Below are 23,243 nucleotides of genomic sequence, written 5' to 3'. Positions count from 1 at the left end.
TGTCGGTGGAGGAGAGCTTGCGCCCACCCCCGACCCCTCCCGCGAGCGGGAGGGGGGAAGAAGGCCTTACTCCGCCGCGATCACGACGCCGTCGCTGTCGAACTGGTCGATCGACTTCAGCTCGACGTTCAGGCCCAGCGAGCGCATTTCCTTGACGAGCACGTTGAAGCTCTCCGGAATGCCGGCCTCGAAGGTATCGTCGCCCTTGACGATCGCTTCATAGACCTTGGTGCGGCCGACCACGTCGTCGGACTTCACCGTCAGCATTTCCTGCAAGGTGTACGCAGCGCCATAAGCCTGGAGCGCCCAGACCTCCATTTCGCCGAAGCGCTGGCCGCCGAACTGCGCCTTGCCGCCCAGCGGCTGCTGGGTAACGAGGCTGTACGGCCCGATCGAGCGTGCGTGGATCTTGTCGTCGACAAGGTGGTGGAGCTTGAGCATGTAAATGATGCCCACCGTCACCTTGCGGTCGAACTTGTCGCCGGTGCGCCCGTCGTACAGGTCCGACTGGCCCGAGGTTTCGAGGCCTGCCAGCGCCAGCATTTCCGACACGTCCTTTTCACGCGCGCCGTCGAACACAGGCGTCCCCATCGGGATGCCGGTCTTCGAATTCTGCGCGAGTTCGACGATCTGCGTGCCATCGCGGCCTTCGATATCGTCGGCATATTGTGGGCCGTAGATTTCGAGCAGCCGGTCCTTGACCGCGCTCGGCATCGCGCCGGGCTTGGCATCGGGATTGGCTTCGCGCCAGTCTTCGAGCGCCTTGTGGACCTGCTGGCCGAGATTGCGCGCGGCCCAGCCCAGATGCGTTTCGAAGATCTGCCCGACGTTCATTCGGCTCGGCACGCCCAGCGGGTTGAGCACGAGGTCAACCGGCGTCCCGTCGGCGAGGAACGGCATGTCCTCGACCGGCAGGATGCGGCTGATCACACCCTTGTTGCCGTGACGGCCGGCCATCTTGTCGCCCGGCTGCAGCTTGCGCTTCACCGCGACGAACACCTTGACCATCTTGAGCACGCCCGGCGGCAGCTCGTCGCCGCGCTCCAGCTTCTCGCGGCGATCGTGGAACTTGTCCTGGATCAGCTTGACGGCATCGTCATACTGGCCCTTGACCGCTTCGAGATCGCTCTGGACCTTGTCGTCGGCGACCGCGAACTTCCACCATTCGTGGCGGTCGACACCGTCGAGCAGGTCCTCGGTGATGACGACGCCCTTCTTGACGCCCTTGGGCGCCGAGGTCGCGGTCTGGCCGAGCAGCATTTCCTTCAGCCGGCTCCACGTTGCGCGGTTCAGGATCGAGCGTTCGTCGTCGGCGTCCTTCTTCAGGCGCTCGATTTCCTCGCGCTCGATCGCCATCGCGCGCTCGTCCTTGTCGATGCCGTGGCGGTTGAACACGCGCACTTCGACGACGGTACCAGCAACGCCCGGCGGCAGCCGCAACGAGGTGTCGCGCACGTCCGACGCCTTTTCACCGAAGATCGCGCGGAGCAGCTTTTCTTCCGGCGTCATCGGCGATTCACCCTTGGGGGTGATCTTGCCGGCCAGGATGTCGCCGGGTTCGACTTCGGCGCCGATGTACACGATGCCCGCTTCGTCGAGGTTGCGGAGCGCTTCCTCGCCGACGTTCGGAATGTCGCGGGTGATGTCCTCCGGCCCGAGCTTGGTGTCGCGGGCCATGACTTCGAATTCCTCGATATGGATCGAGGTGAAGACGTCGTCCTTCACGATGCGTTCGGAAATGAGGATCGAGTCCTCATAGTTGTAGCCGTTCCAAGGCATGAACGCGACGAGGCTGTTGCGACCCAGCGCCAGTTCACCGAACTCGGTCGACGGACCGTCGGCGATGATATCGCCGGCCTTGATCACGTCGCCCACCTTCACCAGCGGACGCTGGTTGATGCAGGTGTTCTGGTTCGAGCGCTGGAACTTCATCAGCGTGTAGATGTCGACGCCCGACTTGCCGGCTTCGACTTCGCCGGTCGCGCGGATGACGATACGGGTCGCATCGACCTGATCGACGATGCCCGACCGCTTGGCCGCAATCGCCGCGCCCGAATCGCGCGCGACGGTTTCTTCCATGCCGGTGCCGACGAACGGCGCCTCCGCGCGCACCAGCGGCACGGCCTGACGCTGCATGTTCGACCCCATCAGCGCGCGGTTGGCGTCGTCGTTTTCCAGGAACGGAATGAGCGAGGCCGCGACCGACACGAGCTGCTTGGGGCTCACGTCCATCAGCGTGATCGTGCTGGGGATCGCCATCAGGAATTCGCCTGCCTGACGGGCCGAGACGAGTTCCTCGACGAAGCGGCCTTCGGCATCGAGCTCGGCGTTCGCCTGCGCGATCGTGTGCTTGGCCTCTTCCATTGCCGACAGATAGACGACTTCGTTGGTCACCCGCCCGTCGACGATCTTGCGATAGGGGGTTTCGATGAAGCCGTACTTGTTGACGCGGCTGAAGCTCGCGAGCGAGTTGATCAGGCCGATGTTCGGGCCTTCCGGCGTTTCGATCGGGCAGATGCGGCCATAGTGGGTCGGGTGAACGTCGCGGACTTCGAAGCCCGCGCGCTCGCGCGTCAGACCGCCCGGCCCGAGCGCCGACACGCGGCGCTTGTGCGTCACTTCCGACAGCGGGTTGGTCTGGTCCATGAACTGCGACAGCTGCGACGAACCGAAGAATTCGCGCACCGCGGCCACCGCCGGCTTGGCGTTGATCAGGTCGTTCGGCATCACCGTCGACACATCGACCGACGACATCCGCTCCTTGACCGCGCGTTCCATGCGCAGCAGGCCGACGCGGTACTGGTTCTCGAGCAATTCGCCCACCGAACGCACGCGGCGGTTGCCGAGATTGTCGATGTCGTCGATTTCGCCCTTGCCGTCCTTCAGGTCGACGAGCGTCTTGACGACCGCAAGGATGTCCTCGGTGCGCAGCGTCGTCACCGTGTCCGGGCAGTCGAGGTCAAGCCGCATGTTGAGCTTGACGCGACCGACCGCCGACAGGTCGTAGCGATCGGGATCGAAGAACAACCCCGCGAACAGCGATTCCGCCGTTTCCAGCGTCGGCGGTTCGCCGGGGCGCATCACGCGGTAGATGTCCGACAGCGCCTGCTCGCGCTCTTCGGCCTTGTCGGCCTTGAGCGTGTTGCGGATCCACGGACCCGTTGCGACGTGATCGATGTCGAGCAGTTCGATCCGATCGATCCCGGCCTTGTCGAGCAGTTCGAGATTTTCGGCCGACACTTCGTCGCCCGCTTCGATGTAGATTTGACCGGTGGACTCGTTGATCAGGTCATAGGCGCTGTAACGGCCGAAGATTTCCTCAGTCGGGATCAGCAGGTCGGTCAGGCCGTCCTTGGCCGCCTTGTTGGCGGCGCGGGGGCTGATCTTCTGGCCGGCGGCGAACACGATCTCGCCCGACTTGGCGTCGATGATGTCGTACATCGGCTTCTGGCCGCGCCAGTTCTCGGCCTGGAAGGGGATGATCCACCCGCCCTGGCCGCGAACGAAGGTCACGCGGTTGTAGAAGTAATTGAGGATTTCTTCCGACGTCAGGCCCAGCGCATAGAGCAGCGCCGTCACCGGCAGCTTGCGCTTGCGGTCGATGCGGACGTTGACGATGTCCTTGGCGTCGAACTCGAAATCGAGCCACGAGCCGCGATAGGGGATCACGCGGGCAGCGAACAGATACTTGCCGCTCGCGTGGGTCTTGCCGCGGTCGTGATCGAACAGCACACCCGGCGAGCGGTGCATCTGCGATACGATCACGCGCTCGGTGCCGTTGATGATGAAGGTGCCGTTCTGCGTCATGAGCGGCATGTCGCCCATGTACACGTCCTGCTCCTTGATATCGAGCACGCTGCGCGCTTCGGTGTCGGCGTCGACCTCGAACACGATCAGGCGAAGCGTGACGCGCATCGGCGCGGCATAGGTGATGCCGCGCTGGCGGCATTCGTCGGTATCGAACTTGGGCGGCTCGAGCTCGTAGTTCACGAAGTCGAGTTCGGCGGTGCCGGCAAAATCGCGGATCGGGAACACCGACCGCAGCGTCTTTTCGAGGCCCGAGACATAGCCGATCGACGGATCGGAGCGCAGGAACTGTTCATAGCTTTCGCGCTGAACCTCGATCAGGTTCGGCATTTGCACGACTTCGTGGATGTTGCCGAAAACCTTGCGGATGCGGCGCTTTGCAGTGCCGGTCTCAATTGCCTTGGTCGCCATAGGGGAAGATTCGCCTCGTTCGCCAGAATTACGCGCCCGGAAAAACCTCCGGGCGGGGCACGCAGCAAAGACACAAAAAGCTGCGCATCCCCGGACGGGACCGCAGCTTTCAGCGTCATTGACACCAGATTTCCCAATTCGATCGGAACGCTGCGCGACGGCGTTTCGTTTCCCGGGAGATTTGGCGGAAGGCGCGATATAGGGTCGGGGCCATGGCCTGTCAATTGCCCGAGCGTCGGGCGACCAACATCGCGGCGCGGCCGGCAAGCAGCGGTTGCCGCACGCGATTTTCCTGCCCATAGCCCGGCCAACTGCTGCGGGCTTCGGTGGCCGTAGCCTGCCGTTCAGCTTGGCGCATTTAAGGGGACGCGGTGGGGACGCGGCGGACATCCATCGCTGGTACGGCAGCAGGCTTTGCGGTCGCCCTCGCCGGGGGCGCTGCTGCGGTGGCGCAGAACAGCCAGACCGTTCCCGAACTCGAAAACTATCGGCTGCCGGGGCGAGTGGTGATTCCGGCGCCATCGCCGACGCCATCGCCGAGCCCGTCGCCCACGCCGACCCCCGGACCCACGCCGCGACCGGTGCCGACACCGCGCCCGGTGCCATCGGCGGCCCAACCAGCGCCGCGCATCACGCCCGCGCCGCAACCTGCCGCAACGCCGACGCCGCGTCCCGCGCCAGTTGCGACCGGCGTGCCGCAAACGCGGCCGACGCCTGCCGCGCGCCCGGTGCAGCCTGCCACGCCGCCGCCCGCTGCAGTGCCGTGGTGGCGCACCCCGTGGCTGGGCCTGCTCGTCGTCGCCGGGCTGGCGATCGCGGGCCTCGCAGGAGTGGTATATCGACGTCGCCGCGCGGCGCCTGATGCGCCTGAGCCCGTCGCGTTGCAAACCGCGGTCGCCGAAGTCGCGGCGCCGGTTGCCGAACCCGTTGCGGCGGCACCCGAGGCATTCCTGCGCCCCAGGCTCGAGCTCGATTTCTCGGTCGCGCGGGCGGGCATCGACGGCGATCAGCTCGCGGTCCATTTTGAAATCGAGGTCCGCAATGGCGGTGAGGTGCCGGCCGAGGATGTCCGGCTGCATGTCGAGCTGCGCACGGCCAGCGTCGGCCTCGCGCCACCCATCGCCGGACCGGTGCCGACGATCACGCGGCCAATGGTCGCGCCGTTCGTGCTTGCGCCCGGCGCCGAGGCGCAATTTGCGGCGACGGCCGTGCTGCCGGTTGCGCGCATCCATCGTTTGACGCTCGCGGGACGCCCGCTTTGCGTGCCGCTGATCCTGCTGTCGGCGAGCTATCGCTGGCCCGGTGGCGGCAAGGCCGAACTCGGTGTCGATTATCTGCTCGGCATCGACCAGCCGGGCAATCCGCGGCTGGGGCCGATCTGGCTCGACCTGCCGCCGCGCCTCTATGACCGCATCGGCATGCGCGTGCACGGCGAGGTCCGCAAGCACTAGCCCTTGCGTCTGCGCGATCCGGTGACACTATTACATCATCTGATCGATTCTAGGAGACATTCCCCATGACCATCCGCTTGCCGCTGATCGCGCTGGTCGCGAGCCTTGCATTCGTTCCGGCACTCGCGCAGCAGGCGCCGACCCCGGCAGGCAGCGACATTCCCGCCAAGTTCGCGCCGCCCGCGACCGCCAATGATTACGTCAAGCGCGAAGTGATGGTGCCGATGCGCGATGGGGTGAAGCTCTACACCGTCATCGTCTATCCCAAGGGGCTGACCAACGCGCCGATCCTGCTGACCCGCACGCCCTATAACGCGACCGCGCGCGCCAATCGCAAGGACAGCCCGTATATCCTGTCGACGCTGCCGCTTTCGGACGAGCCGTTCGTGAAGGCAGGCTATATCCGCGTCTATCAGGACGTGCGCGGCAAGTATAAGTCGGAGGGCGACTATATGGTCACGCGCCCGCCGATCGGCCCGCTCAACCCGACCAGCACCGACCATACCACCGACGCTTACGACACGATCGACTGGCTGGTGAACAAGGCGAACCTGCCCGAATCGAATGGCCGGGTGGGAATGATCGGCTCGTCCTACGAAGGCTTCACTGTTGTCGCCGCCCTGCTCAAGCCGCACCCGGCACTGAAGGTTGCGGCACCCGAAAGCCCGATGATCGACGGCTGGATGGGCGACGACTGGTTCCACCACGGCGCCTTCCGGCTCGCCAACATCGGCTGGATCGCGTCGCAGACCGGCTACAAGGGGCGTGGGCAGGATCCCGCCACCGGCATCTATGACAATTACGAGGAATTCCGCCGGCTGGGCGGCGCTGCCGAATGGGCCAAGCTGTCGGGCTTTGACCAGTTGCCGGCGTGGAAGCGGATGACCGACCACCCGGCCTATGACGAATTCTGGCAGGGGCAGGCGCTCGACAAGCTGCTCGCGGCCAATCCGTCCGACATCCCGACGATCTGGGAACAGGGCCTGTGGGATCAGGAGGACATTTATGGCGCGATCGTCGCCTGGGAAGCGCTCAAGGCCAAGGGCAAGCTCGGCAATAATTTTCTCGTGATGGGGCCGTGGCGGCACAGCCAGATCAACCGCGAAGGGCGCGAACTTGGGCCGTTCAAGTGGAACGGCGACACCGCCGCGCAATTCCGCGAGGAAATGGTGCTGCCGCTGTTCAACCATTATCTGAAGGATGGCCCCGCCGTCACGCTGCCGGCGGCCACGCTCTACAACACCGGCGAGAACCACTGGGATCGCTTCGCCCAGTGGCCGCTCGCGTGCGAGCGCGGCTGCGCATCGCCGATGAAGCCAATCTATCTCGCGGAAGGCGGCGCGCTTGCCTTTGCCAAGGGTGCCGAGGGCGGCGACGCCTATGTCAGCGACCCTGCCAAGCCGGTCCCGCATCTGCCGCGCCCGGTCAATTTCGATGACGGCCGCTGGGGCGACTGGCTGGTCAGCGACCAGCGCGGCGTCGACGGCCGGCCCGACGTGATGACCTACCAGACCGACGTGCTCACCAAGCCGGTGCGCGTGTCGGGCGTGCCGATCGCCGACATCTTCGCCAAGACGACCGGCACCGACGGCGACTTCATCGTCAAGGTGATCGACGTCTATCCCGACGAAGTCGCGGGCGACGCCAAGATGGGCGGCTATCAGCTCGCGATCAGCCTCGACATTTTCCGCGGGCGCTATCGCGAGAGCTTCGCCAAGCCGAGTGCGATCCCGGCGGGCAAGGTGCAGGAATACAAGTTCCGCCTGCCGGCCGTGAATCATGTCTTCCAGCCGGGTCACCGGATCATGGTGCAGGTCCAGTCGAGCCTGTTCCCGCTCTATGATCGCAACCCGCAGACTTATGTCCCTAACATCTTCTTCGCGACCAAGGCCGACTACAAGCCGGCAACGATCACGCTGATGCGCGGCGGGGCGCAGGCCAGCCGGGTTTGGTTGCCGGTGGTCGAGTAATTCTGGGTTGGCGGGCCGTCGGCTCGCCAACCACGCATGCTGCGATTGGCCGATGATGTGGCAGCATCATCGCGCGTAGGGCGGATCAGCCCGACGCAAAAGGGCCGCCCCCGTTGCCGGGAGCGGCCCTGATTTGCGTTGCATACCCCGGCGTTGCGCCAGGGTGAGCGCGGCTTACTTGATCTCGACAGTCGCGCCGGCTTCTTCCAGCTGCTTCTTGATCTTTTCGGCTTCGTCCTTCGACACGCCTTCCTTGACGGCCTTCGGGGCCGATTCGACCAGCGTCTTGGCTTCGGTCAGGCCGAGCTGGGTGATCGCACGGACTTCCTTGATGACGTTGATCTTCTTGCCGCCGTCGCCGGTCAGGATGACGTCGAATTCGGTCTTTTCTTCAGCGGCGGGAGCAGCGGCGCCACCACCACCAGCGGCCGGGCCGGCAACGGCAACGGCTGCGGCGGCCGAAACGCCCCACTTTTCTTCCAGCATCTTCGACAGCTCGGCGGCTTCGAGGACGGTCAGTGCGCTCAGGCTTTCCACCAGCGCGTTCAGGTCTGCCATGTTCATTCTCCGAAAAAAGGTTTCAGTACAGATAGTTGAAGCCTGATAAGATCAGGCGGCTTCCTTGTCCTTGTCGGCATAGGCCTGGAAGACACGCGCAAGCTGCGCGGCCGGGGCCTGCGTGACCGAGGCCAGCTTCTGCGCCGGTGCCTGGATCAGGCCGATGATCTTGGCGCGCAGTTCATCGAGCGACGGCATCGTCGCCAGAGCCTTCACGCCTTCGACATCGAGGACAGTCGCGCCCATCGCCCCGCCGACGATTTCGAACTTTTCGTTCGTCTTCGCGAATTCGACGGCCACCTTGGCGGCCGCGACGGGATCGACGGAAGTGGCGAGACCAACCGGCCCGGTGAGCATGTCGCCCAGCGAGAGGTAGTTGGTGCCGTCCAGCGCGATCTTGGCAAGCTTGTTCTTCGAGACCTTATAGCTCGCGCCTGCTTCGCGCATCTTGTTCCGCAGCACAGTGGACTGTGCGACGGTCATGCCGAGATTGCGGGTGACGACCACCACGTTCACCTCGGCAAAGGTGCGGTTCAGATCGGCGACGAGGTCGGCCTTTTGAGCACGATCCATGCCATTCTCCACGTTCAAATGACTCCAGCGGCAAGGCGCCTCGGGAGCCGGTTAATCCGAGAAGGGCAGGGGGCGGACCCCCGTTCCAGCCGGGCTTGTCCGTCAAAGGGGGTGGATCGTGGCGTGAACCACGGCAGACCGCGCAAGGGCAAGCCCCGCATCGGTCGGAAATTCCAGTCCCCGTCTAGGCAGGAGATTAAGTGGGAAACCCACACCTGCCGTCTCGGACGGTACCCCGGCGCAAGCGAACCTGTGCCGGGTGAGCGCGCGCAAATACAGCGCAGGGGCCAAATGTCAACGACTAGCGTGCAAACGGTGCGAGGTTGGTCCTCGATCCTATGGTTTGGGCTTGCCGTCCTTTGTCCACTGCGGGGTGAATTTGCCATAGGCGAGCCACTTCACCGGCGCGATCAGCGACTGGATCGCGTTGGTCATAAAGGCGAAGTCGATATTCTCGATCGTATCGGTCGGCCTGTGATAGGTCGGCACCAGCGCCCAGCCCGACAGGGTGTGCGCAACGATCCCCAGCCGCGCGAGCGCGTAATTGTCAGATCGCTGGAAGAAGTTCTGCTCGGGGTAGGGGTCGGCGGTGACCAGCGCGCCATGTGCCTTCATTGCCTTGCCGAAGTCGGACCGCTCATAGCCGGTCATCATCATTACGCCTTTGGGCAACTTGGGGTCCTGCGCGCCGATCATTTCGAATTCGAGATTGGCGACGATGTCCTTGAGAGGCACCGGCGGGTGCTCGCCGAAATAGGTCGAGCCGAACAGGCCGATCTCCTCGCTGCCATAAGCCACGAACAACAGGCTGCGGCGCGGGCGCTTGCCCGCTGCCATCGCCTTGGCGATCTCCAGCACCGCGACCGTACCCGATGCGTCGTCATTGGCGCCATGCATCACCGTGCCATTCGGCAGGACGCCCAAATGATCGAGGTGCGCCGAAAACAGCAGCGTCCCAGCCTTGGGATCGGTGCCAGGGATATAGCCGATCGCGTTGGTGGTGATGCTTTCCTCGCGGACGACTTCGGGCAGCGTCAGCGTCACGTCGGTGCCCGGTTTGGCGGCAAGTGCGGCCAGCGTCTCGGCGGGCAGCGTCGCGACCGACACGCCGCCCGATGGCGCTGCGCCTTCCAAAAACACCGGGAGGCGCGGCGCATTGCCCTGCGACGCCAGCTGGCCCTTGGTCATCGCGCTTTCGGCGAGGATCAGCAGTTTGACTTTCTTCGCCCGCGCGGCGCCGAACAGCGCAAAGGGCGGCCCCTTGAATACGGGGACCAGGACGACGTCGGCGCTGGGCATGTCGGCGGGCTTGTCGCCGGTGAACACGGCAATCTTGCCGCTGATCGATTCGCCGCTGCCGACGATCAGCAACAGGCCCGGCACCGGGGCGCCAGCTGCGGCGAGCACAGGATCGCCCTTCAGCTTCAACCGGATGACCTTGGCGGGCTGGAGATAGCCCGTCATTCCCGGTGCCGGTTTCAGCCCATATTGCGCGAATTGCGCGGCGACATAGGCAGCCGCGATCGCTTCGTCGCCGGTCGCGCTGCCGCGCCCGCGCAATTCGGGCCCGGCGAGGAATTTCTCATGCGCCATCACCGATTCGATGCGCACCTTGTAGGGAGCCGGGCGGGCCTTGCGCTTGGCGTCCACGGCTGCCGGCGCTGTGAGACAGGCGAGCACTGCCAGAGCCGCGACAGAGTTGATCCCGATGTGCCGCATGTCGTTCTCCCCGCAGTTGCTGGAGGTGGCCTAATCGGCCCGCGCGCGTCCGGCAAGTTACGCGCCGGTCCATGTGCCGACGCGAAAGGAATGCACCACGAAAAAAGGCCGGGGACATGCCCCGGCCTCGGTTTGGTTCGCGGCGGGCAGCGCGATCGCTGCGCTGCCGTCGCTATCAGGCAGCGACTTCGGCCGTATCGACCTTGACCCCTGCACCCATCGTCGAGCTGACGGCGATCTTGCGGACATATTTGCCCTTGGCGCCTGCGGGCTTCGCCTTGATCAGTGCATCGACCAGCGCGTCGAAGTTCGCGCGCAGGTCTTCCGCCGGGAACGACGCCTTGCCGATCCCCGAGTGAATGATGCCAGCCTTTTCGACGCGGTACTCGATCTGGCCGCCCTTGGCGTCCTTCACCGCCTGCGCGACGTTCATCGTCACCGTGCCGAGCTTGGGGTTCGGCATCAGGCCCTTGGGGCCCAGGATCTTGCCGAGCCGCCCGACGACGCCCATCATGTCGGGGGTCGCGATGCAGCGATCGAATTCGATCGTGCCGCCCTGGACGAGCTCCATCAGGTCCTCGGCACCGACCACGTCGGCGCCCGCGGCCTTGGCTTCGTCAGCCTTGGCGCCCTTGGCGAACACGCCGACGCGCACGGTCTTGCCGGTGCCCTTCGGCAGCGTGACGACGCCGCGGACCATCTGGTCGGCGTGGCGCGGATCGACGCCGAGGTTGAGCGCGACTTCGATTGTCTCGTCGAACTTGGCGGTCGCATTCGCCTTGGCAAGCGCGATCGCTTCGTCGACGGTGTAGAGCTTCTCGCGGTCGACGGCGGCGGCGAGGGTCTTGGCCTTCTTGGTCAGCTTGGTCATCGGATCAGCCCTCCACCACTTCGAGGCCCATCGCGCGGGCCGAGCCCTCGATGATTCGGGTTGCGGCTTCGATGTCGTTCGCGTTCAGGTCCTTCATCTTGGCCTGGGCGATCTCGCTCAGCTTCGAGCGCGCGATCTTGCCCGCCGACACCTTGCCCGGCTCCTTCGAGCCCGACTTCAGGTTCGCAGCCTTCTTGATGAGGTAGGTCGCGGGCGGCGTCTTGGTCTCGAACGAGAAGCTGCGGTCGGCATAGACGGTGATCACGGTCGGCAGCGGGGTGCCGACTTCCTGGTCGCCGGTCGACGCATTGAACGCCTTGCAGAATTCCATGATGTTGACGCCGCGCTGACCCAGCGCCGGGCCGATCGGGGGCGACGGATTCGCCTTGCCTGCAGGGACCTGCAGCTTGATGTAACCGGTAATCTTCTTTGCCATTCTACTCACTCTGTTGCGCGGCACGGGGCGGGCCCGGCCGGGTTCAAGTTTAGCGGTTCAAGCGGCAAGCTTTCGCTTGCCTCCCGCACGCATTCCATTGCCATGGCGTTGGAAGTGCGCGCGCATAGCGCAAGCCCGCGCCTTGCGCAACGATGGAATGGCTTGGCGCGGGCCAAACAATGCCACGGCTGGACGCGCGGCCCGCCGACCCCATATCGTGCGGCGAAACGATCCATAGGGAGGACTCGCATGACCGACGCCGCCGACCCCGCCGCCAACAACCAGCCCGCCGGTTACGTGCCGCCCGCCGTATGGACGTGGGAGCCCGGCAATGGCGGCGCCTTCGCCAGCATCAACCGGCCGATTTCGGGCGCGACGCATGAGAAGGAACTGCCGGTCGGCAAGCACCCCTTGCAGCTTTATTCGCTCGGCACGCCCAATGGCGTCAAAGTCACGATCATGCTCGAGGAACTGCTCGCCGCCGGGCACAGCGGTGCCGAATATGACGCGTGGCTGATCAAGATCGCCGAAGGCGACCAGTTCGGCAGCGGCTTTGTCGAGATCAACCCGAACAGCAAGATCCCGGCGATGGCCGATCATTCGGTCGATCCCGTGATCCGCCTGTTCGAAAGCGGATCGATGCTCGTCTATCTCGCGGAAAAGTTCGGCGAATTCCTGCCGACCGACCCGCACAAACGCGCGGCGACCTTCAACTGGCTGATGTGGCAGATGGGGTCGGCGCCGTTCCTGGGCGGCGGCTTCGGCCACTTCTATGCCTATGCGCCGTTCAAGATTCAGTATGCGATCGATCGCTATGCGATGGAAGTGAAGCGCCAGCTGCATGTGCTCGACACGCATCTGGCCAAGAATGAGTATATGATCGGTGACGAGTATACGATCGCCGATATGGCAATCTATCCGTGGTACGGCGCCGGCATCCGCGTGGCCTATAATGCCCGCGAGTTCCTCGGCATCGACGACTACAAGAATGTCGCGCGCTGGACCGACCAGATCGGCGCGCGTGAGGCCGTCCAGCGCGGCGCCCGAGTCAACCGCGTGTTCGGCGATCCTGCGAAGCAACTCGCCGAACGCCACGACGCGAGTGATTTCGACCGCGTGGCAGAAGTAGCCGTGGAGTAGCGAGGCCGGGTGACAGGGGTAGCGCCATCGCCTTTGCGCTGCCCCGTCGCCGACCCTACCAACTCTGCGCGAGCCGAACCTGGCGGGGCGGCTGGTTTTCCTTGACCGGTGTTAGGAACATCCGCGCAAACGCGATGCCCGCCGCAGCCATCGCGCCGACCTTTGCCAGCGCACCGCCCAGCCCGCGCCGCTTGCGCGCTGCATCCAGCCGCACCGACGCGCGCAGCATCGCTTCCATCCCGGCACGGAAGCGTGGGTGGTCCAGATCGAGCACGAACGGGAAAATCTGGCGACTGATCGCGCTCGTCGTATCGAACACGCGGTAGTCATAGTCGGTCACGTCGACGCCCAGCGCCTTGTGGAGCGCCGGCCGGGTGTGGTCGCGGCAATACATCGTCGCATAGACCGAAATCAGGAAGAAGCGGATCCACAGCCGGTTCAGCCCGCCCAGCAGCTTGGGGTCGGCGCGCAGCAGCAGCGCAATCGCTTCGCCGTGGCGATACTCGTCGTTGCACCAGGCCTCGAACCGTTCGAACAGCGGATGAAACTGCCGGTCGGGGTGCGTCTGCAGGTGGCGGCAGATGGTGATGTAGCGCGCATAGCCGATCTTTTCCGACAGATAGGTGCCGTAGAAGATGAACTTCGGGCTGAAATAATGGAGTTTCTTGACCTTCGGCAGATAGCTGAGGTCGATGTTGATGCCCGCGTCCTTCAGGCTGTCGTTGATGAAGCCGGCGTGGCGGCTTTCGTCGCGGGCAAGCAGCTTCATCAGTCGCCGCACCTCGGGGTTCTTCGTCCGCCGCGCGATCTCGGCATAGAGAATGCAGCCCGAGAATTCCGAGGTCATCGAGGAGACGAGAAAGTCCAGGAAATCCGCTCGCAGCTCGGGTTCCAGCGACTCGATGATGCCGGCAAAGCTCTCGCGGCGCTTGAAATGGGTGCGGTTGGGGTCGGCCTCCATCTCCGCCATCAAGCCTTCCCACTCCTCACGCACCGGCGTCACGTCGATCCGGTCGAGCGCGTCGAAATCGGTGGTGTAGAAGCGCGGGCTCAGGATGGTTTCGTGCGCGACCTTGTCCTTCAGGACGGCGACCGTCGGCATGGCATCGCGCGTGGGCGCGTCGCGCGTCGTTGGGGCAAAAGTGATTGCAGTCATCGGTCCCTCCTGTGCTGCCAACCAATGTGCCGGCGGCGGGGGAGGGCGAGCATTGACGCGAGTCAAAACCCGTTGAGCCGCCATCTGCCGAAGCGGCATGCCGAGCGAGATAACGCGAGCGATTTTGGGTCAGCGCATGGGCCGACAACTGGCTTGCCCGTACCAATCTGGCAGGCGTAGCGGCCCAGCCGACTTTCGTTCGGCCTGCCGATCAACGGTACCGGTTCAGTCCCTCCGCTGCCTCAGCGCCGCTGACAGCGCCCGCACACTGTCGTGGCGGGCCTGAGCGGCGACGCTTGCCGTTGGCCAGGCGTTGAAGGCGTGGAACGCGCCGGGATAGACATGAAGCTCGACCGGCACGCCCGCTCGCATCAGCCGGCGCGCATAGTCGAGGTCTTCTTCCAGAAACAGATCGAGCGCGCCGGTAGCGATGAAGGTCGGCGGCAGGCCCGACAGGTCGCTGGCGCGGGCCGGCGCGGCATAGCAGGAAACGTCAGCGCCGCCGGGCGCGCCGCCGAGCAGGCTTGTCCAGCCGAAGCGGTTGCTCTCCGGCGTCCAGATGAAATGTCCGGTATGCGGGTGCGGATCGGCGGCGGTGCAGGTCCGGTCGTCGAGCATCGGGTAGATCAAGTGCTGAAAGGAGAGCGCATATTTCCCGCGATCGCGCACCAGCAGCGCAAGTGCCGCTGCCAGCCCGCCGCCTGCGCTTTCGCCCATCACGCCCAGCCGCGTGGTATCGATGCCGAGGCTGGCGGCGTTCGCCATCACCCACCCGAGCGCGGCGTAACAATCCTCAACCGCACCGGGAAAGGCGGTTTCGGGCGCGAGCCGATAGTCGACCGAAACGATGCAGCACTCAAGATCGGCGGCGAGCGGCAGGTGAATGCCCTCCATCGAAGATGCCGATCCGGCGACGAATCCGCCGCCATGGATGTGCAGCACGCACGGCAGGTCGCCGGGCAGGCCTGCGGGTCGATAGATGCGGATTGGCACCTCTGGCGCCGCCGCCGGGCCGGGCACGCAGCGTTGCTCCATGATCGCGCGCGCGCGGTCGGCCGGATTCACCTCGGTCCATGGCGGCCGCTGGCGCATGAACGGCAGGATGTCGGCGTTGACCGCGACGGTCGGAAACGCATCGAGCATCGGCCGCAATTCGGGATCGACCAGATCGACAGGGGATTTCGATATGTTCATGGCGCCTCCAGCGCCCGCTACCGTAGCGTCGCTGGTGCGGGAGTAAACGGCCGGACCGGGGTTATCCACCGACCCTCCGCCGCCGCAGGATTGGCGAATAGCCATTCCCGCGCGGCGCGGCGTTACTTGACGCGTTCGACCTGCTCGAAATCGAGTTCCACGGGCGTCGCGCGCCCGAAGATCGACACCGACACCTTGACCTTCGACTTGTCGAAATCGAGTTCCTCGACGGTGCCGTTGAAGCTGGCGAACGGGCCGTCGAGCACCTTCACGGCGTCGCCGATCTCGTAATCGACCTTGATCTGCTGCTTCGACGTGGTCGCCTGGACATCGTCCTTGGTCGACAGCATCCGCGCGGCTTCGGTGTCGCTGATCGGCTGGGGCTTGCCCATGGCGCCGAGGAAGCCAGTGACCTTGGGCGTATTCTTGACGAGGTGATAGACGTCGTCATTCATGTCGAGCTTGGCGAGCACATAGCCCGGCATGAATTTGCGCTCGACCTGGATTTTCTTGCCGCGACGCGCCTCGGTGACGGTTTCGGTCGGCACTTCGACGGCTTCGACCAGCCGGTCGAGCCCCATGCGGGTCGCCTCGGCCATGATCGAATCGCGGACTTTGCCCTCGAAACCCGAATAAGCGTGAATGATGTACCAACGTGCCATGTGTCTGTTCGTCCGCCCTTATTTCGCCAGCAGCAGCAGGGCCGCGACGATCCGATCGAAAATCGCATCGATCGTGAAAAAGAAGAGCCCCAGCACCGTCGTCATCACGCCGACCATCAACCCGGTCGTCCAGGTTTCACGCCAGCTCGGCCACACCACCTTGCGGGTTTCGGCCTGCACTTGGCGCGCGAACACCGGCGCCTGGCGAATGAATTCGATCGGATTCCACGAAGCCACGGGCTTTTCCTCTAAATCTTACCTCGTCGGGACATAGGACCGCCGCCCGGTCCCGCAAAGGGGCACCGACGACGCTTCATCCCAATTTCGGATTGGCGTCGGTCTAGCGCCAATACCGTGCGATCGCAAGGGGGGCGCCCGGGGGCTTCAGTCGAGGCCGAGTGCGGTCAGGTCGGCGGCGGCTGCGGCCAGCTCCGCGCGCGCGACGATCTGGCGATATTCGGCGTCGAGCCGCCGCACGCCGGCATCGGCAGCGGCTTCCTCGCGGACGTTGACGAGGAAGAAGTCGCTGGCGCCCAGCGTGAAGCGGCGCGCTTCGGCTTTCGCCATCGTTGTCGCTCGGTCATATTCGGCATCGGCGAGGTTGCGCAGCCGCTCGGTCGCGCGCACGTCGATCGCGAGCGCGTCGATCGCGTTGATGATCTGCTCCTCGGTCTGCTGGCGACGACGACGGATGGCGTCGATTTCGGCCATCGTCTGATCGATCCGCCCCTTGGCGACGCGGCGCTGCAGCGGCACCGTGAAGCTCAGCCCGACCTTGGTTTCAGTGCCCACCCGCGAGCGACCACCGGCACCGATCGGGCCGATGTCCTGCGACGCTTCGAGCTTCAGGTCGAGCCGGGGCTTGAGCGCATTACGGTCGAGCGCGAGCCGGTTGGTCGCCTGCTGCAGCCGCATGTCGATCTGACGGAGATCGGGCCGTGCGCCGAGTGTCGCGCGGGCATCGGCGGGCAGGGGGATCGGCGCCGGAAAGGCCGAGGGCAGGCGCGCAGGGTCGGGCTGCATCGGTGCGCCGTTCGCGTCACGCAGGAACAGCGACAGCGCATTGCCTGCGGCTGCCAGATCCTGTTCGGCGCGCGCGACCAATGTTTCGCGGCGCAGGATATTCTGTTCGTTTTCGACAAGAATGATGTCGGGTCGCGCGCCGAGCTGGGCCTGTCGCTTGAGGCCCGCTTGCCGTTCCTTCGCAAGCGCAAGCAGGTCACGATAAATGCGCAGCCGCAGCCCCGCCGCGACCCACAGATTATACGCGCCGATCGCGCGGCGCTGCACGCCGATCGCAGTCAGCAGCCGGTCGGCTTCGGCAATGTCGATGTCGATGCGCGCGGCAGTGCGCCCGAAGCGGCGATCGTCGATCAGCCGGTCGCGCATCAGCGACAGCACCGCGCCGACCTTGATCTCGCCGAGCTGATTGGTGAAGCGCTCGTCCTCATAGATGGGGAAACGCCCTGTCGAGAGGCGATAACCGCCATAAAGGCTGCCGCCCCAATTCTCGATCGGGCGCGTGATCGTGCCAGCGGCATATTGCCCGTCGTAATAGCCGGACAGCCGCGATTCCGCCTCGGCCTTGACGACGGTGTCGAAGGCCCCTTCGGCAGTCAGTGCCTTGCCCTCGGCCTGACGGACCTTGGCAATCGCCTCGAGCACTTGCGGCGCGTGCTGGCGCGACGACTGGAGCACTTCGTCGAGCGTCAGCGGCGACGGCTGGGCAAGGGCAAGCGTCGGCGCCAGCCCGACCAGAATCGCAGCCGTCCGGATCAGAATGCGCAGGATCATTTGATCTTGCGCTCCTTCGCTTTCACCAGCGGCTTCTCCTTTTCCGCAGGCCGTTCGAATTGCAGCGGGAAGTCGTTGAGCTGACGCCACAGTTCGAACCCGGCCGACACCGTGTCCATCAGCACCCAGCCGCGCACCTTGGCGCCCAGCCGCACGAACGGCTCGCGTGGCCAGGGCTCGCGGTCGGGCGCCTGTTCGACGAGGATGCGGAACAGGCCGTCGTCAGACGCCGATACGTCGATCGCGCGCACGCGCCCGTCGAACATGCCGCGCGCGACCGATGGCCAGCCGCTGAACTGGATTGCCGGCCAGCCTTCAAATGCCAGCCGCACGCGGCGACCGGGCTTGATCAGCGGCACGTCGCGACCATCGACATAGAGTTCGACCACGCGGGTCGATTCCTCGGGCGCGAAGGTCGCGAGCACGTCTCCCTGCTTGACCATTGTCGAGGTGTCGCCGCCGTTGATGCGCATGATGCGACCGGCGCGCGGCGCATAGACTACCTGGGCCGACTGGCGGCTCAGGTCGACGTCGACCTTGTTGATCGCGGCCCGGCTCTGGGCAATCTTGGCGCGATAGTCCGCGACCTTGATCTGCGCAGCCTCATAATCGCGCCGCGCGGCCAGTCCTTCGCGGTAGAGGGCGCCGGTGCGGTTGACGTCGAGCGCCGCCGTCTGCGCCGCCAGTTCGGCCGCCTGAATTTCAGCCAGCTTCTGCGCGCGTTCGGCGCGCAGCCGGTCAAGCAGCATCGGGTCGTTGTCGACGATCTGCGCGATCGGGTCGCCGCGCTTGACGAGGCTGCCGTCGGTGACGTGCCAGCGGTCGATCCGCCCCGAAACCAGCGCCGTGATGTTCTGCACGCGGTCGCGCGGATCGAGCGCGATCACCGATCCGGTGCCGGGCGCGGTCTGCACCCAGGGAATGAAGGCGAGGCCAGCCAGCGCCAGCGAAATGCCGATCGCCAGAATGATCGCAATGGCTCGCAGCGCAGCCGGAGTCTTCAACGCGCGCAGCGTCTTGAACTGGGTGAGTTGTTCAGCGTGGGTTTGCATCATTGGCCTCCCCCGGGCTGGTGCGACGCAGGGCATCGAAAGCGCTGCGATCGCGCTCCATCCACTGCCGCTGGCGCCCGACCCACAAATGGCCGTCGAGCACCGGCGGATTGTTGCGCCCGGTAAAATACAGGACCGTTGTCGGCAGGCCCTCGATCGCCGCAAAAATCCGCTTGAGTTCGTCGGCGGGCACCATGTCGAACAGCGGCGACAGCAGCAGCAGTTTGGGCCGCGACAGGATCGCGCCGGCAAGCTTGAGCCGCATCATCTCGGGCAGCGACAACGGCCAGCCGGTCGATGCGAGGATCGTGTCGAGCCCATCGGGCAATTGCCCGATCCGGCGGTCGATGCCGAGCAGTTTGAGCGCCTGCATCATTGCCGCCGGATCATCGTCGGGCGAGCAGAGCTCGAGATAATCGCGGATCGAGCATTCGACGATCGTCGGGCGATCGAGCACGATCACGTCCGACCGCAGCTGATAGGCATCGAGCGCGCTCAGTTCGACCCCGCCGAGCGTGATGAAGCCGCCGTCCGGCGGCCGGTGACGCTTGAGCAGCATGGCAATCGCGCGCTGGGTGTCGGCGTCGGCTGCCGCGATCAGCTTGGATTTGAACGGGATGGTGCAGTTGATCCGCAGATCGGCGATCCGGACATCGGAAAACACGAGGTCGCCGGCCGCTTCGCCGTCGCCTGTCACTCGTCCCGGCACTTCCTGCGGGATTGCATAAAGCAGGCCGAGTTCTTCGACGGCAGTCACCAGATCGTAGAACACGTCGAGATAAGGCCCGAGCTGCGCCGCGCCATAAAAGATGCTCGACAGGATCAGTTCGGCAGCAACCAGCTGGCCGATCGACAATTGCCCCTCGATCACCAGCCAGCCGCCCATCGCCAGCAGGCCCGCGCTCGCCACCGCGTAAAGGATCAGATAGGCGACCGTCTGGGTAAAGCTGTAGCGCAGGTGGCGGCGGTAGGCCGAGATATAGCGCGCCGTCATCGCTTCGGACTTGTCGATCGCGTAGCTGATGTGTCGGCTCGACTTGAAGAAGCCGTTCGATGCGCCGACGCTCTCCAGCCAGTGCGCTGTGTCGTATTTCGCGTGGCTGAGCACGACCGCGGTGGTCATCGCGCCGCGCGACCAGAGCCGCCAGATCAGCCACGCCAACAGGATGAACAGCAGATTGAAACCGAGGAAAAACGGATGGTAAAATGACGTGACGACGAAGCCGACCGCCGATTGCAGCAGGATCGTGAACAGGCCAATCAGCAGCGACGGCACCGATTTCTGAATGTTCATCACTTCGAAATAGCGATTGAACAGGTCGCCCTTGCGCGCGTCGCCGAAGAACGGATCGCGCGAATGCACCGCGCGCAGCGTGATTTCAGCCACCAGCTGCGCAAAGATGCGCTGGCGGAACACTTCCATCAAATGCGCGCGCAACGCGCTCAGCAGCGCCGACAGCATCAGCAGCGCGAACAGCAAGCCCGCAAGGGTGAACAGCGGCGCCGGCAGTGCCGTGTTGGCGACGCTGTTGATCAGCATCTGCACCGAAATCGGCGTTGCCAGCGTCAACAGGCTGATACCGACGCCATAGACGATCGCGAGCGTGAAAAACGCCCGATCCGGGCCGAGAATGGGCGCGGCCCACCGCACGAAATCTCGCAGACGGACATTTTGTATCGTGTCGCTTGCCATCGACCTGTCAGACCTCAGTGAGGGGTTCAGAATGATTGGGAAATAGCAATGATTGGAAATGCTGCAATGCACCGTAACGAAAATAATGCGCTTCGGTGCCTCGGAAGCCGCCAAAAAAGGGGCTTGGCGCCGACATCGACATGGCTCGCAACCGGCCGGCCCAGCGGCATGGGTCGGACCATTAATGACCGTCGATGTTGAAAGTGGCAGGGGAGCTCGGACTCGAACCGAGGGCCTTCGGTTTTGGAGACCGACGCTCTAACCAACTGAGCTACACCCCTGTGCGACGTTTGCCTTTAGCGGGCGGGGCGGATCGGAGCAAGCGGCTGGTTGCGTCGTCCGCTCACGCTGCCGCAACGGCGCGTTCGCTGGCGCGGTGGACAAGCGCGCGGGCCTCGTCGACCGGCAGCGGGCGGCCGAAATAATAGCCCTGCACCTTGGTGCAGCCCAGTTTTTCGACCAGCTTGTGTTCGGCTTCGGTTTCGACGCCCTCCGCTGTGGTCGCCATGCCGAGGCTTTGGGCAAGGGCAACGACTGCGCGGATGATCGCGATCGCCTCGGGCACCTTCTTGGACGCGCCCTGCACGAAGCTGCGATCGATCTTGATCGTCGAGAAGCGGGTGCGGCTGAGATAGCCGAGTGACGAATAGCCGGTGCCGAAATCGTCGAGCGCCAACCTTACGCCCAGATCGAGAATGCGTTCGAGCACTTGGGTCGCACAGGTGCCTTCGCGCATGAACACGCTCTCGGTCACTTCTAGCTCGAGCCGCTCGGCAGGCAGGCCACTGTTGGCGAGCGCCGAGGCAACGATGCCCACGAAAGCCGGGTTGTGGAGCTGTTCGGGCGACACGTTGATCGAAATGCGCGCGTCCGACGGCCACCGCGCAGCTTCCGCGCAGGCCGTGCGCAACACCCATTCGCCGATTGGGGCAATCAGCCGGGTTTCCTCAGCGAGCGGAATGAACTTGGCTGGCGAGATCACGCCGAGCTTTGGGTGTTGCCAGCGCAGCAGCGCTTCGAAACCGGCCAGCGAGCCATCGCGGGCGGCAACGACTGGCTGATAGTTGAGCGAGAGCTCGCCGTTGCTGAGCGCCTTGCGGAGGGCCATTTCGAGCACGCGGCGCTCTTCGGCCTGGACGTGAAGCTGCGGCTCATAAGCATGGAAGATACCGCCGCCCGCGTCTTTCGAGCGATAGAGCGCAAGATCAGCCGAGCGTACCAGTGTCTCCGCGGTGCGGCCGTCGCGCGGGCCATAAGCGAGGCCAAGGCTGGCGCCGATGTGGAGCGTGTTCTGGTCAATGTCATAGGGCGCCGAAATCGCCTCGATCACGCGCCGGGCGAGCGCTTCGACCTGAGCCGAATCGGTCGCGTCACGGATGACGATCGCGAATTCGTCGCCGCCTAGCCGTCCGACCAGCTCATTGTCCGACATCAGCTGCGCCAGCCGTTGGGCGACACGGCCGAGCAACCGGTCACCGACCGGGTGGCCGAGCGAATCGTTGACAGCCTTGAAGCGATCGAGATCGATCATCATGAACGCGCAGCGCGACATCCATTTTTCGGCATCCTCAAGCGCGCGCGCGAGGCTTTCGTAGATCATCAGCCGGTTGGGAAGGCCGGTCAGCGTGTCGAAGCGGGCCATGCGGTTGATCTTCTCAGCCGAAGCCCGCGCTTCGGTGACATCCGAGCCAACCCCGCGGAAGCCGACGAAATTGCCGCTGTCGTCATAGCGCGGGGTCGCAGCGATTTCCCAGCAGCGATGCTCGCCCTTGACGTGGACGTTGAGCAGCAGGTCGCGGAACGCCTCGCGCCGCTTGAGCCGCTCGGCGAGTTCGCGCAGGCCCTTTTCGAACTGGCCCGATTCCCAATTGGCGCCGGCCAGCACCTGCAGGATCGGCATCTGGTTGATCGTCACCGGATCGTGCCCGACCGCATAGGCAAAGCGCGGCGACGCGCGCACGATACGGCGGGCGGCGTCGATTTCCCACAGCCAGTCGGCGGTATGATCCTCGGTATCGCGGAGCAGCAGGCTGACCGTTTCGTCGCGTTCGGCGAGCGCAATTTCACCGGCGCGGATCACCACCAGGCTGCGCGCGTGATGATAGCAGGTCAGCATGACCGTCAGCGTGAAAAGCGCGGCCGCCCCGGCAATCAAGGGGCCACCAATCATGAGCAGCATCGCCGTCACTGCGGTGCCGACCAGCGCGACGAAGCCCAGTGTCGCCAGCGGCAGCGCTGCCATGGCGAGGGCCGAAAGCGCCATCAATACCGACAGCACCACCCACAGCCGCAGGGCGTCGGCGGCATCGGCTTGCGCCGCCAGCGCAATCGGCGGGATCGACCAGACGACGCCAAGCGCCAGTCCTTCGGCAAGCGTATTGCGGACAGCGCCAACCGGCGCGCTCTTGGCGCCCCGCCAGGGCGAAGACAGGCGACGAAAGGTGATCGCGAGCGCAACGGCCGTCACGACGGCCCCCCAGCCGACCAGCGCCCACAGCGGTGCCATCGGCTCGGCGATCACCACCGTCAGCGCGGCACCAAGCAGGTTTGCAGCAAAGGCAACCATCGCCAGACGACAGCCGGCATTGATCTGGGCAGCGCGGATCGGACCCCAATCGGTTGAATCCGCAGGATCGTACAGACCGAGCAGCGCACGCGCGTCGATCTTGGGGTTGGCAAACTGCGAGGCGGATGATTGGCTCACCCGCGCTGGCATAGCCGAGATTGGTTAGCAGATCGTTAGATCAAGCGACCGA

17 protein-coding genes and 1 tRNA gene are annotated in these 23,243 nt (G+C 64.9%); 3 read left to right on the top strand and 15 right to left on the bottom strand.

What is annotated here, in order from left to right:
• Window positions 1-66: 66 nt before the first annotated feature.
• A complete protein-coding gene (gene rpoB, locus AX672_RS10580) occupies window positions 67-4,218 on the bottom strand; it encodes a DNA-directed RNA polymerase subunit beta (protein WP_066651090.1) in 4,152 nt (1,383 codons plus the stop codon).
• Between the two features lie 371 nt (window positions 4,219-4,589).
• Here rpoB and AX672_RS10575 point away from each other — a divergent pair, with 371 nt between their 5' ends.
• Both AX672_RS10575 and AX672_RS10570 read left to right on the top strand, forming a co-directional pair.
• Window positions 4,590-5,669 (top strand): hypothetical protein, encoded by a 1,080-nt coding sequence (locus AX672_RS10575; protein WP_168727431.1) that lies wholly within the window; start codon window positions 4,590-4,592, stop codon window positions 5,667-5,669.
• Between the two features lie 65 nt (window positions 5,670-5,734).
• Window positions 5,735-7,639: a CocE/NonD family hydrolase gene (locus tag AX672_RS10570; RefSeq protein WP_066651088.1), complete on the top strand. Its 1,905-nt coding sequence runs from the start codon at window positions 5,735-5,737 to the stop codon at window positions 7,637-7,639.
• Between the two features lie 174 nt (window positions 7,640-7,813).
• Here AX672_RS10570 and rplL read toward each other — a convergent pair whose 3' ends face one another.
• The 5 genes from rplL to rplK all read right to left on the bottom strand — a co-directional run bounded on the left by rplL (window position 7,814) and on the right by rplK (window position 11,796).
• Window positions 7,814-8,197 (bottom strand): 50S ribosomal protein L7/L12, encoded by a 384-nt coding sequence (gene rplL / locus AX672_RS10565; protein ID WP_066651201.1) that lies wholly within the window; start codon window positions 8,195-8,197, stop codon window positions 7,814-7,816.
• A 51-nt stretch (window positions 8,198-8,248) separates the two neighbouring features.
• Window positions 8,249-8,770: a 50S ribosomal protein L10 gene (gene rplJ / locus AX672_RS10560; RefSeq protein WP_066651087.1), complete on the bottom strand. Its 522-nt coding sequence runs from the start codon at window positions 8,768-8,770 to the stop codon at window positions 8,249-8,251.
• A 336-nt stretch (window positions 8,771-9,106) separates the two neighbouring features.
• A complete protein-coding gene (locus AX672_RS10555; protein WP_066651086.1) occupies window positions 9,107-10,489 on the bottom strand; it encodes a M28 family metallopeptidase in 1,383 nt (460 codons plus the stop codon).
• Between the two features lie 175 nt (window positions 10,490-10,664).
• On the bottom strand, window positions 10,665-11,360 hold the full coding sequence (gene rplA, locus AX672_RS10550) for a 50S ribosomal protein L1 (protein WP_066651085.1): 696 nt from the start codon (window positions 11,358-11,360) through the stop codon (window positions 10,665-10,667).
• A 4-nt stretch (window positions 11,361-11,364) separates the two neighbouring features.
• Window positions 11,365-11,796 (bottom strand): 50S ribosomal protein L11, encoded by a 432-nt coding sequence (gene rplK / locus AX672_RS10545; RefSeq protein WP_066651084.1) that lies wholly within the window; start codon window positions 11,794-11,796, stop codon window positions 11,365-11,367.
• A gap of 249 nt (window positions 11,797-12,045) precedes the next feature.
• On the opposite strand from rplK, the gene yghU reads away from it, so the two are divergent.
• The gene (gene yghU, locus AX672_RS10540; protein ID WP_066651083.1) at window positions 12,046-12,936 is read left to right on the top strand and encodes a glutathione-dependent disulfide-bond oxidoreductase; all 891 of its coding nucleotides are present in this window, start codon (window positions 12,046-12,048) and stop codon (window positions 12,934-12,936) included.
• Between the two features lie 55 nt (window positions 12,937-12,991).
• On the opposite strand, the gene acsF is transcribed toward yghU, so the two are convergent.
• The 9 genes from acsF to AX672_RS10495 all read right to left on the bottom strand — a co-directional run bounded on the left by acsF (window position 12,992) and on the right by AX672_RS10495 (window position 23,203).
• Entirely contained in the window at window positions 12,992-14,092 is a 1,101-nt protein-coding gene (acsF, locus tag AX672_RS10535) for a magnesium-protoporphyrin IX monomethyl ester (oxidative) cyclase (RefSeq protein WP_082730495.1), read from the bottom strand.
• 225 nt (window positions 14,093-14,317) lie between these two features.
• Window positions 14,318-15,286: an alpha/beta hydrolase gene (locus AX672_RS10530; RefSeq protein ID WP_066651082.1), complete on the bottom strand. Its 969-nt coding sequence runs from the start codon at window positions 15,284-15,286 to the stop codon at window positions 14,318-14,320.
• Between the two features lie 122 nt (window positions 15,287-15,408).
• Entirely contained in the window at window positions 15,409-15,948 is a 540-nt protein-coding gene (nusG, locus tag AX672_RS10525; protein ID WP_066651081.1) for a transcription termination/antitermination protein NusG, read from the bottom strand.
• Window positions 15,949-15,966: 18 nt separating this feature from the next.
• Window positions 15,967-16,185: a preprotein translocase subunit SecE gene (secE, locus tag AX672_RS10520; RefSeq protein ID WP_066651080.1), complete on the bottom strand. Its 219-nt coding sequence runs from the start codon at window positions 16,183-16,185 to the stop codon at window positions 15,967-15,969.
• A 147-nt stretch (window positions 16,186-16,332) separates the two neighbouring features.
• Window positions 16,333-17,742 (bottom strand): TolC family protein, encoded by a 1,410-nt coding sequence (locus AX672_RS10515; protein WP_168727430.1) that lies wholly within the window; start codon window positions 17,740-17,742, stop codon window positions 16,333-16,335.
• Window positions 17,739-18,794, bottom strand: coding sequence for an efflux RND transporter periplasmic adaptor subunit (locus AX672_RS10510; protein ID WP_066651196.1), 1,056 nt, complete (start codon window positions 18,792-18,794; stop codon window positions 17,739-17,741). The genes AX672_RS10515 and AX672_RS10510 overlap by 4 nt, the downstream gene beginning before the upstream one ends.
• Window positions 18,778-20,445, bottom strand: coding sequence for an ABC transporter transmembrane domain-containing protein (locus AX672_RS10505; RefSeq protein WP_168727429.1), 1,668 nt, complete (start codon window positions 20,443-20,445; stop codon window positions 18,778-18,780). The genes AX672_RS10510 and AX672_RS10505 overlap by 17 nt, the downstream gene beginning before the upstream one ends.
• Window positions 20,446-20,691: 246 nt before the next feature.
• Window positions 20,692-20,768: transfer RNA gene (locus tag AX672_RS10500), tRNA-Trp, on the bottom strand.
• Between the two features lie 62 nt (window positions 20,769-20,830).
• Window positions 20,831-23,203, bottom strand: coding sequence for an EAL domain-containing protein (locus AX672_RS10495; protein ID WP_066651078.1), 2,373 nt, complete (start codon window positions 23,201-23,203; stop codon window positions 20,831-20,833).
• Between the last annotated feature and the right edge of the window lie 40 nt (window positions 23,204-23,243).

It is taken from the genome of Sphingomonas sp. CCH10-B3, assembly GCF_001556185.1.
GTDB classification, from domain to species: Bacteria; Pseudomonadota; Alphaproteobacteria; order Sphingomonadales; family Sphingomonadaceae; genus Sphingomonas; species Sphingomonas aquatica.
The sequence above is the reverse complement of the archived record's forward strand: the minus strand, read 5'-3'. Positions and strand labels throughout refer to the sequence as shown.

What these genes read in the sequence shown, in the direction of transcription:
- rpoB (WP_066651090.1), bottom strand. Translation starts at nt 4,218, where the DNA reads ATGGCGACCAAGGCAATTGAGACCGGCACTGCAAAGCGCCGCATCCGC.
- AX672_RS10570 (WP_066651088.1), top strand. Translation starts at nt 5,735, where the DNA reads ATGACCATCCGCTTGCCGCTGATCGCGCTGGTCGCGAGCCTTGCATTC.
- rplL (WP_066651201.1), bottom strand. Translation starts at nt 8,197, where the DNA reads ATGGCAGACCTGAACGCGCTGGTGGAAAGCCTGAGCGCACTGACCGTC.
- rplJ (WP_066651087.1), bottom strand. Translation starts at nt 8,770, where the DNA reads ATGGATCGTGCTCAAAAGGCCGACCTCGTCGCCGATCTGAACCGCACC.
- AX672_RS10555 (WP_066651086.1), bottom strand. Translation starts at nt 10,489, where the DNA reads ATGCGGCACATCGGGATCAACTCTGTCGCGGCTCTGGCAGTGCTCGCC.
- rplA (WP_066651085.1), bottom strand. Translation starts at nt 11,360, where the DNA reads ATGACCAAGCTGACCAAGAAGGCCAAGACCCTCGCCGCCGCCGTCGAC.
- rplK (WP_066651084.1), bottom strand. Translation starts at nt 11,796, where the DNA reads ATGGCAAAGAAGATTACCGGTTACATCAAGCTGCAGGTCCCTGCAGGC.
- yghU (WP_066651083.1), top strand. Translation starts at nt 12,046, where the DNA reads ATGACCGACGCCGCCGACCCCGCCGCCAACAACCAGCCCGCCGGTTAC.
- acsF (WP_082730495.1), bottom strand. Translation starts at nt 14,092, where the DNA reads ATGACTGCAATCACTTTTGCCCCAACGACGCGCGACGCGCCCACGCGC.
- AX672_RS10530 (WP_066651082.1), bottom strand. Translation starts at nt 15,286, where the DNA reads ATGAACATATCGAAATCCCCTGTCGATCTGGTCGATCCCGAATTGCGG.
- nusG (WP_066651081.1), bottom strand. Translation starts at nt 15,948, where the DNA reads ATGGCACGTTGGTACATCATTCACGCTTATTCGGGTTTCGAGGGCAAA.
- AX672_RS10515 (WP_168727430.1), bottom strand. Translation starts at nt 17,742, where the DNA reads ATGATCCTGCGCATTCTGATCCGGACGGCTGCGATTCTGGTCGGGCTG.
- AX672_RS10510 (WP_066651196.1), bottom strand. Translation starts at nt 18,794, where the DNA reads ATGCAAACCCACGCTGAACAACTCACCCAGTTCAAGACGCTGCGCGCG.
- AX672_RS10495 (WP_066651078.1), bottom strand. Translation starts at nt 23,203, where the DNA reads ATGCCAGCGCGGGTGAGCCAATCATCCGCCTCGCAGTTTGCCAACCCC.